The organism is Phenylobacterium sp., assembly GCF_965229015.1.
Lineage (GTDB): Bacteria > Pseudomonadota > Alphaproteobacteria > Caulobacterales > Caulobacteraceae > Phenylobacterium.
The window spans coordinates 89,962-102,313 of sequence record NZ_CBDDIM010000002.1 but is presented as its reverse complement, the minus strand read 5'-3'; the positions used below and the strand labels follow the sequence as shown (position 1 = coordinate 102,313).

Annotated in this window: 14 protein-coding genes; 8 read left to right on the top strand and 6 right to left on the bottom strand. The window is 69.9% G+C overall.

The annotated features are described in order from the left end of the window. Nucleotides 1-83: 83 nt before the first annotated feature. The gene (locus tag ACO06I_RS16720) at nucleotides 84-728 is read left to right on the top strand and encodes a LolA family protein (RefSeq protein WP_421933750.1); all 645 of its coding nucleotides are present in this window, start codon (nucleotides 84-86) and stop codon (nucleotides 726-728) included. 212 nt (nucleotides 729-940) lie between these two features. Continuing rightward, nucleotides 941-1,747, top strand: a complete 807-nt coding sequence (gene xth / locus ACO06I_RS16715; protein ID WP_421933749.1) for an exodeoxyribonuclease III — start codon at nucleotides 941-943, stop codon at nucleotides 1,745-1,747. Between the two features lie 162 nt (nucleotides 1,748-1,909). Here the strand turns inward: xth and ACO06I_RS16710 are convergent, their stop codons facing one another. Together ACO06I_RS16710 and ACO06I_RS16705 are read right to left on the bottom strand one after the other, a co-directional pair. Then, nucleotides 1,910-2,086, bottom strand: coding sequence for a hypothetical protein (locus ACO06I_RS16710; RefSeq protein WP_421933748.1), 177 nt, complete (start codon nucleotides 2,084-2,086; stop codon nucleotides 1,910-1,912). 105 nt (nucleotides 2,087-2,191) lie between these two features. Beyond that, on the bottom strand, nucleotides 2,192-2,878 hold the full coding sequence (locus ACO06I_RS16705; protein ID WP_421933747.1) for a response regulator transcription factor: 687 nt from the start codon (nucleotides 2,876-2,878) through the stop codon (nucleotides 2,192-2,194). Nucleotides 2,879-2,935: 57 nt separating this feature from the next. Between ACO06I_RS16705 and ACO06I_RS16700 the strand changes: the two genes are divergently transcribed. Then, nucleotides 2,936-3,541, top strand: a complete 606-nt coding sequence (locus ACO06I_RS16700) for a L,D-transpeptidase family protein (RefSeq protein WP_421933746.1) — start codon at nucleotides 2,936-2,938, stop codon at nucleotides 3,539-3,541. Here ACO06I_RS16700 and ACO06I_RS16695 read toward each other — a convergent pair. Next, complete coding sequence (locus ACO06I_RS16695) at nucleotides 3,515-4,180, bottom strand: YggS family pyridoxal phosphate-dependent enzyme (RefSeq protein WP_421933745.1); 666 nt, start codon at nucleotides 4,178-4,180, stop codon at nucleotides 3,515-3,517. The two genes, ACO06I_RS16700 and ACO06I_RS16695, sit on opposite strands and share 27 nt — an antisense overlap. A 16-nt stretch (nucleotides 4,181-4,196) precedes the next feature. Here ACO06I_RS16695 and ACO06I_RS16690 point away from each other — a divergent pair, with 16 nt between their 5' ends. Beyond that, complete coding sequence (locus tag ACO06I_RS16690; RefSeq protein WP_421933744.1) at nucleotides 4,197-4,778, top strand: thiamine phosphate synthase; 582 nt, start codon at nucleotides 4,197-4,199, stop codon at nucleotides 4,776-4,778. A gap of 158 nt (nucleotides 4,779-4,936) precedes the next feature. Here the strand turns inward: ACO06I_RS16690 and ACO06I_RS16685 are convergent, their stop codons facing one another. After that, nucleotides 4,937-5,302: an NtrZ family periplasmic regulatory protein gene (locus ACO06I_RS16685; RefSeq protein WP_421933743.1), complete on the bottom strand. Its 366-nt coding sequence runs from the start codon at nucleotides 5,300-5,302 to the stop codon at nucleotides 4,937-4,939. A 275-nt stretch (nucleotides 5,303-5,577) separates the two neighbouring features. On the opposite strand from ACO06I_RS16685, the gene ACO06I_RS16680 reads away from it, so the two are divergent. The 4 genes from ACO06I_RS16680 (at nucleotide 5,578) to holA (ending at nucleotide 10,352) form a co-directional block, all read left to right on the top strand. Beyond that, complete coding sequence (locus ACO06I_RS16680) at nucleotides 5,578-6,084, top strand: DUF3576 domain-containing protein (RefSeq protein WP_421933742.1); 507 nt, start codon at nucleotides 5,578-5,580, stop codon at nucleotides 6,082-6,084. 120 nt (nucleotides 6,085-6,204) lie between these two features. Further along, on the top strand, nucleotides 6,205-8,790 hold the full coding sequence (gene leuS / locus ACO06I_RS16675) for a leucine--tRNA ligase (RefSeq protein WP_421933741.1): 2,586 nt from the start codon (nucleotides 6,205-6,207) through the stop codon (nucleotides 8,788-8,790). A 5-nt stretch (nucleotides 8,791-8,795) separates the two neighbouring features. Beyond that, nucleotides 8,796-9,290, top strand: coding sequence for an LPS assembly lipoprotein LptE (lptE, locus tag ACO06I_RS16670; RefSeq protein WP_421933740.1), 495 nt, complete (start codon nucleotides 8,796-8,798; stop codon nucleotides 9,288-9,290). 9 nt (nucleotides 9,291-9,299) lie between these two features. After that, nucleotides 9,300-10,352, top strand: a complete 1,053-nt coding sequence (gene holA, locus ACO06I_RS16665) for a DNA polymerase III subunit delta (RefSeq protein WP_421933739.1) — start codon at nucleotides 9,300-9,302, stop codon at nucleotides 10,350-10,352. Between the two features lie 326 nt (nucleotides 10,353-10,678). On the opposite strand, the gene ACO06I_RS16660 is transcribed toward holA, so the two are convergent. Together ACO06I_RS16660 and ACO06I_RS16655 are read right to left on the bottom strand one after the other, a co-directional pair. Next, nucleotides 10,679-11,551 (bottom strand): ParB/RepB/Spo0J family partition protein, encoded by an 873-nt coding sequence (locus ACO06I_RS16660; protein ID WP_421933738.1) that lies wholly within the window; start codon nucleotides 11,549-11,551, stop codon nucleotides 10,679-10,681. Nucleotides 11,552-11,558: 7 nt separating this feature from the next. Beyond that, complete coding sequence (locus tag ACO06I_RS16655; protein ID WP_421935101.1) at nucleotides 11,559-12,347, bottom strand: ParA family protein; 789 nt, start codon at nucleotides 12,345-12,347, stop codon at nucleotides 11,559-11,561. Nucleotides 12,348-12,352: the final 5 nt, after the last annotated feature.

Genomic DNA, 12,352 nt, shown 5'->3' with positions numbered 1-12,352 from the left:
ACGCCCGGCTCCCTGCGCCGTTCTCCCGCCCTATTGACGCCGCGCGGCCGCTATAGGTTGTTGCGCGAAAAGGAGCCTGGTCCATGACCCGACTGACACGACGCGCCCTGGCGCTCGGCCTCGCCGCCCTGCCCCTGCCCGCGCTCGCCGCCCGTCCCGCCATCGCCCCGCTGAGCGCCGACGACCGGGCGCTGGTGGACCGCGCCGCCACCTATCTGCAGGGCCTGACCGAGGCCAAGGGCCGCTTCGTCCAGACCGACGCGCGCGGGACCATGACCCAGGGTACGGTCTATCTGAAGCGCCCGGGCAAGGCCCGCTTCGCCTATGAGGCGCCCTCCGGCCTGCTGGTGGTGGCCGACGGGGCCAATGTCTCGGTGGCGGACTCCCGGCTGAAGACCTTCGACCGCTATCCGCTGATGGCCACCCCGCTCTCCATCTTCCTGGCCCGGCAGATCAAGCTCGACCGCGGCGTGGTGATCAGCGACGTCAGCCGCCTGGCGGACGGCTTCACCATCACCGCCCGCGACGGCAAGAAGCAGGCCGAGGGCCAGATCACGCTGACCTTCTCCGACAATCCCCTGGCCCTGGTGGGCTGGACGGTGAGCGACGCCCAGGGCCAGTCGACCCGTATCCGGCTCAGCGGCCTGCAGCGCGCCTCGGGCCTGGCCCCCACCCTCTTCGTCCTCAACGATCCCCGGCCCAAGGGCGTGGGTCGTGCCAAAATGTGACAATCGGACAACAGGCAATAAGCCTCGTGAATCTTGTTGACGTTTGTATTTGGAAGTTGCAATAATGCCACTCATGACGTCCGTGCGAGCGGGCGTGTTCCGTGCCGGAACCTATCCCCTCCCGGCGGCGGCATGAGAGACACCACTACGCCCGGGCTTTCTCCAGTGCCCGGGCGTTTTCTTTTCCCGAACAAGCCAGCTACACCCCGCGCATGCGCCTCCGTCTCTGCACCTGGAATGTGAACTCCGTCCGCCTGCGCGCCGAGCAGGTGGGCCGCTTCGTCGACGAACAGGCCCCCGATGTCCTGTGCCTGCAGGAGATCAAGTGCCAGGAGGCGGAGTTCCCGCGCCAGGCCTTCATCGACATGGGCCTGCCTCATATCAAGATCGCCGGCCAGAAGGGCTGGCACGGGGTGGCCATCGCCTCGCGCCTGCCCTTCGAGGAGGTCGCGCCCCTGGACGTCTGCCGCGAGGGCCACGCCCGCTGCGTCTCGGCCAAGGTGGCCGGCGTCGAGATCCAGAACTTCTACATCCCGGCCGGCGGCGACATCCCCGACCGGGAGATCAACCCCAAGTTCGACCACAAGCTCGACTTCTACGAGAAGCTCACCGCCGAGATGGCGCGGCGTGACCCCAAGGCCCCGCTCGCCATCGTCGGCGACCTCAACGTGGCGCCAGGCGAGTTCGACGTCTGGAGCCACAAGCAGATGTCGAAGATCGTCAGCCACACCCCCATCGAGCTCGACGCCTTCGCCAATCTGATGGCGGCCGGCCAGTTCACCGACCTGGTGCGGGAGGCCATTCCCGATCCGCAGAAGCTGTTTTCCTGGTGGAGCTACCGGGCGGCCGACTTCCGGGCCTCCAACCGCGGCCTGCGCCTGGACCATGTGCTGATCTCGCCGGGCCTGCGGGAAGCCGCCTTCCGCTCCGGCGCGGCCGCGGCCCGCGTCCACGACGACGTCCGCGAATGGGAACGCCCCAGCGACCACGCCCCGGTCAGCGCCGACTTCGGGCTGTAGAGCCGCCCGCGAACCTCGGAAACGAACAACAGCTGTCATCCCGGAAAGCGCGGAGCGCTTGTCCGGGACCTAGATGCGCGGGGCCTTCGGGAGGGATCGGTGAGTATGGGTCCCGGTCTTCCGCTGCGCGGAAACCGGGATGACACCAGGGAAGAGCCGCCCTCACGCCCCGGCCAGGATTCCCACGCCGACGCCCAGGCCGAAGGCCATCAGCATCATGGCGCAGCCGGCCGTCAGGCCGACGCCGAAGCCGTAGAGCAGGGAAAGTTGCTGCGCCGATCGCGCGCGGCGCGCCGGAAACGCGGCGTTCCAGGCCTCGCGCCAAGGTCCCTTGCTCACCAGCGGCTCCATGCATCGATCTCCGGTTCAGGAGAGGACGATAGGGCCGGGCGGCCGCGAAGGGACCCTGTCAGGCGCCCATTCCGAGCCTAGAGCGAGCGTGCTCTACGGCGCCAGGCGGTAGCCGCCGGCCTCGGTGAGCAGCAGGCGGGCGTTGCCGGGATCGGGCTCGATCTTCTGGCGCAGGCGATAGACGTGGGTTTCCAGGGTGTGGGTGGTGACCCCGGCGTTATAGCCCCAGACCTCGGCCAGCAGCTCCTCGCGGCTCACCGGCTTCTCGCCGGCCCGGTAGAGGTACTTCAGGATGTTGGTCTCTTTTTCCGTCAGCCGGATCTTCTTCTGGTTGGCGTCCACCAGCATCTTGGCCGAGGGCCGGAACTCGTAGGCCCCAAGGTGGAAGACCGCGCCCTCCGACTGCTCGTGGCTGCGCAGCTGGGCGCGGATGCGGGCCAGCAGGACGGCGAACTTGAAGGGCTTGGTGACGTAGTCGTTGGCCCCTGACTCCAGGCCGCGGATGGTGTCGTCGTCGGTGTCGGCCGCCGTCAGCATGATCACCGGCGCGGTGACCCCCTTCGAGCGCATCACCTTGCAGGCCTCGCGGCCGTCCATGTCGGGCAGGTCGACGTCCAGCAGGATCAGGTCGGGGCGCGCCTCGACGGCCTGGCGCACGCCGTCGCCGGCGGTGGCGGCCTGGATGGCGGCGAATTCCTCGTGCAGTTCCAGTTGCTCGGCGAGTTCGCCGCGCAGATCATCATTGTCGTCGACGACGAGTAGGGTCTTGCGTTGGGCCATGGGCGCGAACATGCACCGTGTCGGGCGCCAGCGCCAACCGCTCAGGGGGAATGAAGCGTGCTGTTCACGGCGATGTCAGACGGCCGCTTCGATCTGGGGGGCCGCGAAACCCGTTGCGCCCTGGGCCGGGGCGGGGTGATCGCCGCCGAGGACAAGCGCGAGGGGGACGGCTGTTCGCCCCTGGGGGTCTGGCCGATCCGCCGGGTGCTCTACCGCCCCGACAAGATGCCGCCGCCCCCCACCGCCCTGCCGATCCAGGCCCTCAAGCCCACCGACGGCTGGTGCGACGCGCCGGGCGATCCCAACTACAACCGCCCCGTCACCCTGCCCTACCCGGCCAGCGCCGAGGCCCTGTGGCGCGACGACAAGGTCTATGACTTCATCCTGGTCCTGGCCCACAACGACGATCCGGCGGTCCCCCTGATGGGCTCGGCCATCTTCCTGCACGTGGCCCGGCCGAACTGGGAGCCCACCGAGGGCTGCGTGGCCCTGCAGGCCTGGGACGTGCTGGAGCTGATCGCCAAGGCCCAGCCGGGCTCGGCCATCTCCATCGTCGACGTCAACCCGCACCCGTTCCTGGACGCCATGGAGCACATGGACAGGGCGCGCAGGCCCGAGCGGCCGACCCTGCGGGTCTCACCCCCGGGGACCAAAGAGGGCTGAGCCCACCCGCACGCTGGTGGCCCCGAACCGCACGGCGGTCTCGAAATCGTCGCTCATCCCCATGGAGAGCTTCGAGATTCCGTTGCGGGCGGCGATCTTGGCCAGCAGGGCGAAGTGCGGCCCCGGCGGCTCGTCGGCGGGGGGAATGCACATCAGGCCCTCGATGGTCAGGCCGTGGGTCTCGCGGCAGGCCGTGATGAAGGCGTCGGCCTCGCCGGGGATCACGCCGGCCTTCTGTTCCTCCTCGCCGGTGTTGACCTGGACATAGAGCCGGGGGCTCTTGCCCTGCCTGGCCATCTCGGCGGCCAGCGCCGCGGCCAGCTTCTCCCGGTCCACCGTCTCGATGACGTCGAAGAAGGCCACGGCCTCCTTGACCTTGTTGGTCTGCAGCGGCCCGATCAGCCGCAGCTCGATCCCCTCGCGGTGGTCCGCCCAGGCCGCCATGGCGTCCTGCACCCGGTTCTCGCCGAACACGGTCTGGCCGGTCTCCAGGATCGTGGCCACTCGGTCCCAGGGCTGTTGCTTGGAGACCGCCACCAGGGTCACATCGCCGGCCGCCCGACCGCAGGCCTTCGCCGCGAGCGCGATGCGGGCCAGGATGTCGGCGCGGGCGGCGGCGGGATCGAAGGAGCGGGTCATAGCTGGGTTCTGGACAGTGGCGCGGACGGGGGCCTGCTTACGGCGGCGCGCGGGCCAGCGGAAGCCCCTGCCCGCCCTGCTCTATTTCACCGACCCTCAGCGCACCCCCGATCCGGAGACGATCGCGGCCCGCCTACCGAGAGGATCGGCCATCGTCTACCGGGCGTTCGGCGCGGCCGACGCGCCGGCGGTGGCCCTGCGCCTGAAGGCCATCGCCCGGCGGCGCGGCCTGATGCTGCTGATCGGGGCCGACGAGGCCCTGGCCGCCCGGGTCGGCGCCGACGGGATCCACCTGCCCGAGCGCCTGGCGCACCGCGCCGCCCGGATCCGCGCGCGGCGCCCCGGCTGGCTGATCACGGCAGCCGCCCACAGCCCGCGCGCCGCAAGGGCCAGGGTCGACGCCGTGGTGGTTTCGGCCATCTTTCCTTCGAACAGCGCCTCGGCGGGCAAGCCGCTGGGGCCGAACCGGCTGGCGGGCCTCGTTCGGGTGGCCGCCAGCCCGGTCTACGCCCTCGGCGGGGTGAACGCCGTCACCGCGGCGCGGCTGCTATCCACGGGCGTCGTTGGGATCGCGGGCGTCGAGGTGTTCGCGGCCTGATCGCCTCTCCCCTTCCAAGGGGAGAGGCAGGGTGAGGGGATCGCGCCGACACTCACCACCCGGCCGGACGCCCCCCGAAGGGACGGGGGAGAGGAAGCAGAGTCAAAAATGCCGCCCGGCGTGAGCCTGGCGGCGAGCAGATCAGTCTGAACAGACCCTTAGAACTTGAAGGCGGTCTCGAGGCGGACGCGCGGGGCGCCGTCCTGGGGTTGGGTCTTCCGGTACATGGGGGTTTCCTTTTCCCCCAGGGCCACGGCGCCGCCGACCCGGAGCGACGGCGTCACGCGGAAATAGGCGCCCGCCTGGACGTCGTTCCATTGCGCGTCGCGGCCGTCCGGCTGCTGCAGATTGAGCGTGACCCCCCAGCGCCCCTTGCGCGCGTCGAACTTCAGCGCCTTGGCCGCCTGAGGCGGGGCCAGCGTCAAAGTCTCATTGCGCACGGAAAAGTCGGTGGTCTTCTTCGTCGTCTGGGCATGAGCTATCGATCCGGCGCTCGAGATGAGCGCCGCGCCGACCAGCGCCATGACCGTCCGATTGAACATAACCACCTATATGGCCCCTAAGCCCCGGCCCCGCCATGAGAGGCGTGACCGTTGATGCGATTAAAGTCGCGCAAGGGGCGAGGTCAACACGTCAACACGCCGCAGGCCGGGTCTGTGGACAGATGGTTCGGCGCCTGTGGCGGCAGAGCCACGCGATTCCTGTTTGGCGCCGCTTCGGGCGTTGTTATAGAGGCATCCGGCGCGGGGGCGGCGACGCGGCGAGAAACCGACGCGGAACAGCGACTGGGAGCGGATATATGCCGTTTGTGCGTGGAGTGTGGATGCGTGGCGTGGCGGCGGGGGCCTTGGCTCTCAGCCTTTCGGCGCTCGCGGCCTGCTCGAGTGGTGGCCCTAAGACCTTCCAGACCCAGGAAGAGGGCGGCGGCATCTTCCATCTTGGCGGACGCGGCAAGTCGGCTCCGAGCGGCGAACAGCCGACCATCGGGGTCAATGGCTATCTGTGGCGAGCGACCCTCGACACCCTGGCCTTCATGCCGCTGGCCTCGGCCGACCCCTATGGCGGCGTGGTGATCACCGACTGGTACATCAATCCGGAAAAGCCCGACGAGCGCTTCAAGTGCACGGTCTATATCCTGGACGCCCGCCTGCGGGCCGATGGCCTGAACGTGGCGGTCTTCAAGCAGGTCCGCGACGGCGCGGGCGGCTGGGTGGACGCCCCGTCGGCCGGCCAGACCGAGACCGACATCGAAAACGCCATCCTGACCAAGGCGCGTCAGCTTAAGCTCTCGAACATCCGGGGCTGACCCCCCGGGCGCGTTCGGGGATCTGACAAATAACCGGGCGCGCCGAACTCATCAGGTCGGCGCGCTTTCGGCGTGTCCGGCCGCTTCCCTTCCTCAGTGAAAGCGCGCTAAGCCCCCGCCATGGCCCGGTACAATCCCAAAGAAGTCGAACCCAAGTGGCGCAAGGCCTGGGCCGACGCCGACGTGTTCCGCGCGCAGATCGATCCCGCGCGCCCGAAATACTACGCCCTGGAGATGTTCCCCTATCCGTCGGGGAGCCTGCACATGGGCCATGTGCGCAACTACACCCTCGGCGACGCCAACGCCCGCTTCAAGCGCGCCCGGGGCTTCAACGTCCTGCACCCCATGGGCTGGGACGGCTTTGGCCTGCCCGCCGAGAACGCGGCCATGGAGCGCGGGGTCGACCCGCGCGCCTGGACCTACGCCAATATCGACAAGATGCGGGCCGAGCTGAAGCAGCTGGGCCTGTCCATCGACTGGTCACGCGAATTCGCCACCTGCGACCCGGCCTATTATGGCCAGCAGCAGGCCTGGTTCATCGACCTGATGGCGCGCGGCATGGTCTATCGCCGCGAGGGCGTGGTGAACTGGGACCCGGTGGACCAGACCGTCCTGGCCAACGAGCAGGTGGTGGACGGCCGCGGCTGGCGCTCGGGCGCCATCGTGGAGAAGCGCAAGCTGAACCAGTGGTTCATGCGCATCACCGACTATGCCGACGCCCTGCTGGAGGGGCTGAAGACCCTGGACCGCTGGCCCGAGAAGGTCCGGCTGATGCAGGAGAACTGGATCGGCCGCTCCAAGGGCCTGAAGTTCGCCTTCAAATTCGCCGACGCCGCGCCCGAGGGCTTCGAGGCCGGGCTGGAGGTCTACACCACCCGTCCCGACACCCTGTACGGGGCGAGCTTCGTGGGCGTGGCCCCCGATCACCCCCTGGCCCAGCAGATCGCGGCCAAGGACCCCAAGGCCGCCGCCTTCATCGAGGCCTGCCGCAAGGGCGGCGCCTCCGAGGCCGAGATCGAGACCGCCGAGAAGATCGGCTTCGACACCGGCCTGACCGTGGCCCACCCCTTCGACCCCAGCTGGCGGCTGCCGGTCTGGATCGCCAACTTCATCCTGATGGACTACGGCACGGGCGCCATCTTCGCCTGCCCGGCCCACGACCAGCGCGACCTGGACTTCGCCCGCAAGTACGGCCTGCCGGTGAAACCCGTCGTTCTGCCGCCGGGCGAGGACCCCGCCACCTATGAGATCGGGAGCGAGGCCTATACCGGTCCCGGGACCATCTTCCACTCCGGCTTCCTGGACGGGATGGAGATCGAGCCGGCCAAGGCCGCCGCCATCGCCAAGATCGAGGCCCAGGGCCAGGGGGAGGGCGCCACCGTCTTCCGCCTGCGCGACTGGGGCGTGGCTCGCCAGCGTGGCTGGGGCTGCCCGGTGCCGGTGGTCCATTGCGACAAGTGCGGCGTGGTGGCCGTGCCCAAGGACCAGCTGCCGGTGGCCCTGCCGCAGGACCTGGACTTCTCCAAGCCCGGCAACGCGCTGGCGCGTCACCCCACCTGGAAAGTCACCACCTGCCCCGACTGCGGCGGTCCGGCCACCCGCGAGACCGACACCCTGGACACCTTCGTCGACAGCGCCTGGTACTTCGCCCGCTTCACCAATCCGGACGCCGCCGATCCCATCGACAAGGCCGCCGCCGACTACTGGATGCCGGTGGACCAGTATGTGGGGGGCATCGAGCACGCCGTCCTGCACCTGCTCTATGCCCGCTTCGTCAACCGCGCCCTGTCGGACGCCGGCATGCTGGAGGCCAAGGAGCCCTTCGCGGGCCTGTTCACCCAGGGCATGGTCACCCACGAGACCTACCGCCTGCAGAACGGCGACTGGGTCGAGCCCAAGGAGCTGGAGATCACCGCGGAGGGAAACACCCGCCGCGCCGTCCGGATTTCCGACGGCCAGCCGGTGATCATCGGCGACATCGAGAAGATGTCGAAGTCCAAGCGCAACACCGTGGCGCCGGGCGACATCTTCGAGGTCTACGGTGTCGACGCCGCCCGCCTGTTCGTGCTGTCGGACTCTCCGCCTGAGCGGGACTCCATCTGGTCCACCTCCGGGGTCGAGGGCGCCTGGCGCTTCGTCAATCGGGTCTGGGCCGAGTTCGACGCCCAGCCGGAGAGCATCGCCCCGGCCGACATCGCCTCCGACCCCAAGGCCGTGGCCCTGCGGGTCGCCACCCATCGCACCGTCAAGGCGGTCACCGAGGCCGTGGAGGGCTTCCGCTTCAACTCCGGCATCGCCCGGCTGTACGAGTTCCTCAACGCCCTGAAGGCCGCCCCGGTGGAGGGCGCGAGCCCCGCCCTGCTGGCGGCCCGCGCCGAGGCCCTGTCGGCCTTCGCCCGCCTGGTCTCCCCCTTCACCCCCCACCTGGCCGAGGAGGCCTGGGCCCGCATCGGCGGCGAGGGGATGGTGGTCTCCGCCCCCTGGCCCGACTTCGATCCGGCCCTGACCGAGGACGCCGTCCGCGTCCTGCCGGTGCAGGTCAACGGCAAGCGCCGGGGCGAGATTTCCGCGCCGGCCGGGGCCGAACCGGCCGAGGTCGAGAAGATGGTGCTTGACGATCCTGAGATCGCACGGCGCCTTGAGGGCCTCACCATCCGCAAGGTGATCGTGGTGAAGGATCGCATCGTCAACATCGTGGCAAGCTGAGGCACATGGCTCGCATCGCAAGCATCGGCGCCCTGGCGCTCGCCGCCCTCGCCCTGGCGGGTTGCGGCTTCACGCCGCTCTATGGCCGCCCCGGGGTGGGCGCGACCCTGTCCTCGGTGCAGATCTCGGCCCCCACCGGCCGGGCCGGCCAGCTGATGCGCGAGCACCTGGACGACGCGCTGGCCCGCGATTCGGACCTCAAGCCCAAGTACCGCATGGACCTGCAAATCTCCGAGCAGCGCTATCCCCGCGGCATCCGGGTCGACAATGTCGCCACCCGCTACGAATACGTCCTGACGGCGGCCTACACCCTGGTGGCCCTGCCCTCGGGCGCGGCGGCCAAGGTGGGCCGGGTGCGGGTCGAGGTGACCTATGATTCGGCCGACCAGCCCTACGCCTCGGTGGCCGCCCAGCAGGACGCCCAGGACCGCGCCGCCGGCGAGGCCGCCCGCAAGATCGAGCTCGAGCTCGCCACCTGGCTGGCCGGCGCCAAGTCGTAAGGCTGCCCGATGATCCTCGCCAAGCGGCCGGACATCGAACGCTTCCTCGGCGCGCCCGATAAGACTATTCGCGCCGCCCTGATCTATGGCCGCGACATGGGGGTGGTCCGCGACCGCGCCAATCAGCTGGCGCTCAAGGTCTGCGACCGTCCCGACGACCCCTTCGACGTGGCCCTGCTCACCGACGGCGACCTGGACGGCGACGGCGCCCGGCTGGAGGGCGAGCTGGCGGCCCAGTCCCTGATGGGCGGCCGGCGCCTGGTGCGGCTGAAGTTCGCCACCGAGAAGCAGGCCCTGGACCGCATGACCGCCGAGGCCCTGACCCGGCATGCGGCCGGCGAGCTCAATCCCGACGCCTTCCTGCTGATCGAGGCGGGAAACCTCGACCGCAACTCCGCCCTGCGCAAGGCCGCCGAGAAGGCGCCCGGCGCCGCGACCATCCCCTGCTACGAGGACGAGCCCGGCGACATCGCCCGCCTGGTGCGCGACCTGCTCTCCAAGGACGGGGTGGGGCTGACCGCCGAGGCCCTGCAGCTCTTCGTGGCCCGCATGCCCAAGGAGCGCGGCGTCGCCCGCCAGGAGGTCGAGCGCCTGGCCCTGTTCCTCGGCCCCGGCAGCGGCATGACCGCCAATCCCAAGGACCTGGAGGACTTCCTCGGCGTCGAGCCGGAGGCCTCCCTGTCCGACGCCGCCGCCGACGCCTTCGGGGGCCGCCTCGCCGAGGCCCAGGCCGGCCTGCGCCGCGCCGCCGCCGAGGGGGAGGGGGGCCCCGCCGCCGTCCGGGCGCTGGGCATGTATCTCGGCCGCATGCGCCGCACCCTGACCCTCGCCAAGTCCGGCGCCGGCCTGCAGGAGGCGGCCAAGGCCTCGGGCGTGTTCTGGAAGAGCGAGCGGGAGTTCCTGCGCCAGGCCCGCACCTGGACCCTGCCGGAACTCGACCGCATCCAGCCCGAGGTGTTCGCCGCCGACAAGGCCTGCAAGACGGCGGGCTCTCCGGACGCTCTGATCGCCGAACGCCTGGCCCTGCAGATCGCCGGCCGCGCCAAGCGCCTGGGTCTCTGAAAAGAGCCTGAAAACCGCCCTTTGCGCCGCCTGTCGTGTGCGCCGAATAGGCTATATTTTAGAACGACTTACGTCGATTTCGCCGAAACCATCCACAGGATGGCGTTTCGCCGTCGTCCAGGGATACGGACGATCGCCCCGCTGTGCGCCACAGGGCCGATTTTGAATCTTCTCCTCTCCCCACTTTTTGGGGGGAGAGGGCAGGGAGAGGGGGGCCTCGACGCCGCACTGTAAACCCACCGCAGGAGATGGCGTCTGCGACGCCAGCCGCGCGACCCGCGCGGCCCCTCACCCCGACCTCTCCCGCAAGCGGGAGAGGGGAAGGCTTACGCCCGCGTCAGCCGCCGGCAGACCTCGTCCAGCTGTTCGAGGCTCGCGTACTTCACCCGCAGCTCCCCGACCCCGCCCTTGTCGATCACCTCGACGGTCAGGCCCAGCGCCTCGGAGAGGTCGACCTCCAGGGCCTGGGTGTCGGTGTCCTTCACCGGCGCCGGGCGCGCCGCCTTGGCGGGGGTCTCTCCGGCCGAGGCCTTGCGGGCCAGGGATTCGGTGTCGCGCACCGACAGGCCCTTGGCGATGACGATCTCGGCCAGGGCCTGGGGGTCGGGGGTCCCCAGCAGGGCGCGGGCGTGGCCGGCGGTGAGCTGGCCCCCCATCAGGTAGTGCCGGACCATCTCGGGTAGGGCCAGCAGGCGGATCAGGTTGGCGACGTGGGAGCGGCTCTTGCCGACGGCGTCGGCCACCTCGGCGGCGCTACGGCCGTGGACCTCCACCAGCTGCTGGTAGGCGTTGGCCTCCTCGATGGGGGAGAGCGCCGTCCGCTGGACGTTCTCGATGACCCCGATCTCCAGCATCTGGATGTCGTTCAGCTCGCGGACCAGGGCCGGCAGGACGTGCAGTCCCGCCTTCTGGCTCGCCCGCCAGCGGCGTTCCCCGGCCACGATCTCGAAGTGGCCGTCCATGTCCGGGGCCGGCCGCACCAGGATCGGCTGCAGGACGCCCTTCTCGCGGATGGACGCGGCCAGCTCCTCGATCTCTTCCTCGGGGAAGACCCAGCGGGGCTGCTTCTCGTTGCGATGGATCAGCTCGATGGGGATGTCGCGCAGGCCGCCGGCGGCCCCCGCGGTGACCGGCGTCTCCTCGACCTCCCCCAGCAGGGCCGATAGCCCCCGGCCCAGTCCGCGTTTCTCGACCATCATTGTTTCCTCACGCGGCCTTGGCGCGGCGATCGCGCTCGCGCAGCACGACTTCGCGGGCGAGCTTCAGATAGGCCTGGCTCCCCGCACATTTCAGATCATAGACCAGCACCGGCTTGCCGAAGCTGGGCGCCTCGGACACCCGGACATTGCGGGGGATCACCGTGGCGTAGACCGTGCCGCCGAAGTGGGCGCGGACGTCCTTGGCCACCTGTTCCGACAGGCTGTTGCGCCGGTCGTACATGGTCAGCACCACCCCCTGGATCTCCAGGTTGGGATTGAGGCTGCCCCGCACCAGCTCCACCGTCCGCATCAGCTGGGACAGGCCCTCCAGGGCGAAGAACTCGCACTGCAGGGGCACCAGCACCGCGTCGGCGGCGGCCATGGCGTTGACCGTCAGCAGGTTGAGCGAGGGCGGGCAGTCGATCAGGACATAGGTATAGGCGCCCGACTGGCGGATCGGGTCGATGGCGTCGCGCAGCTTGAAGGAGCGGCGGGCCTGCTGGCCCAGCTCCAGCTCGACCCCGGCGAGGTCGGCATGGGCCGGGACGATGTCGAGGCCGGGCAGGTCGGTGGGGACGATGGCCGCGGTGATGGGGGCGTCCCCCATCAACACGTCATAGAGGGTGGTCTTGCGCTTGGAATGGGGGATGCCCAGGCCGGTGGACGCATTGCCCTGGGGATCGGAATCGATCAGCAGCACCCGCTCGCCGACGGCGGCCAGGGCCGTGCCCAGGTTGATGGCCGTCGTGGTCTTGCCCACGCCGCCCTTCTGGTTGGCGACCACCAGGATTCGCAGCGCCC

Excerpts from the sequence above, each read along its gene's own strand:
- ACO06I_RS16720 (WP_421933750.1), top strand. The coding sequence starts at position 84 with ATGACCCGACTGACACGACGCGCCCTGGCGCTCGGCCTCGCCGCCCTG.
- xth (WP_421933749.1), top strand. The coding sequence starts at position 941 with ATGCGCCTCCGTCTCTGCACCTGGAATGTGAACTCCGTCCGCCTGCGC.
- ACO06I_RS16705 (WP_421933747.1), bottom strand. The coding sequence starts at position 2,878 with ATGGCCCAACGCAAGACCCTACTCGTCGTCGACGACAATGATGATCTG.
- ACO06I_RS16695 (WP_421933745.1), bottom strand. The coding sequence starts at position 4,180 with ATGACCCGCTCCTTCGATCCCGCCGCCGCCCGCGCCGACATCCTGGCC.
- ACO06I_RS16685 (WP_421933743.1), bottom strand. The coding sequence starts at position 5,302 with ATGGCGCTGGTCGGCGCGGCGCTCATCTCGAGCGCCGGATCGATAGCT.
- ACO06I_RS16680 (WP_421933742.1), top strand. The coding sequence starts at position 5,578 with ATGCCGTTTGTGCGTGGAGTGTGGATGCGTGGCGTGGCGGCGGGGGCC.
- leuS (WP_421933741.1), top strand. The coding sequence starts at position 6,205 with ATGGCCCGGTACAATCCCAAAGAAGTCGAACCCAAGTGGCGCAAGGCC.
- lptE (WP_421933740.1), top strand. The coding sequence starts at position 8,796 with ATGGCTCGCATCGCAAGCATCGGCGCCCTGGCGCTCGCCGCCCTCGCC.
- holA (WP_421933739.1), top strand. The coding sequence starts at position 9,300 with ATGATCCTCGCCAAGCGGCCGGACATCGAACGCTTCCTCGGCGCGCCC.
- ACO06I_RS16660 (WP_421933738.1), bottom strand. The coding sequence starts at position 11,551 with ATGATGGTCGAGAAACGCGGACTGGGCCGGGGGCTATCGGCCCTGCTG.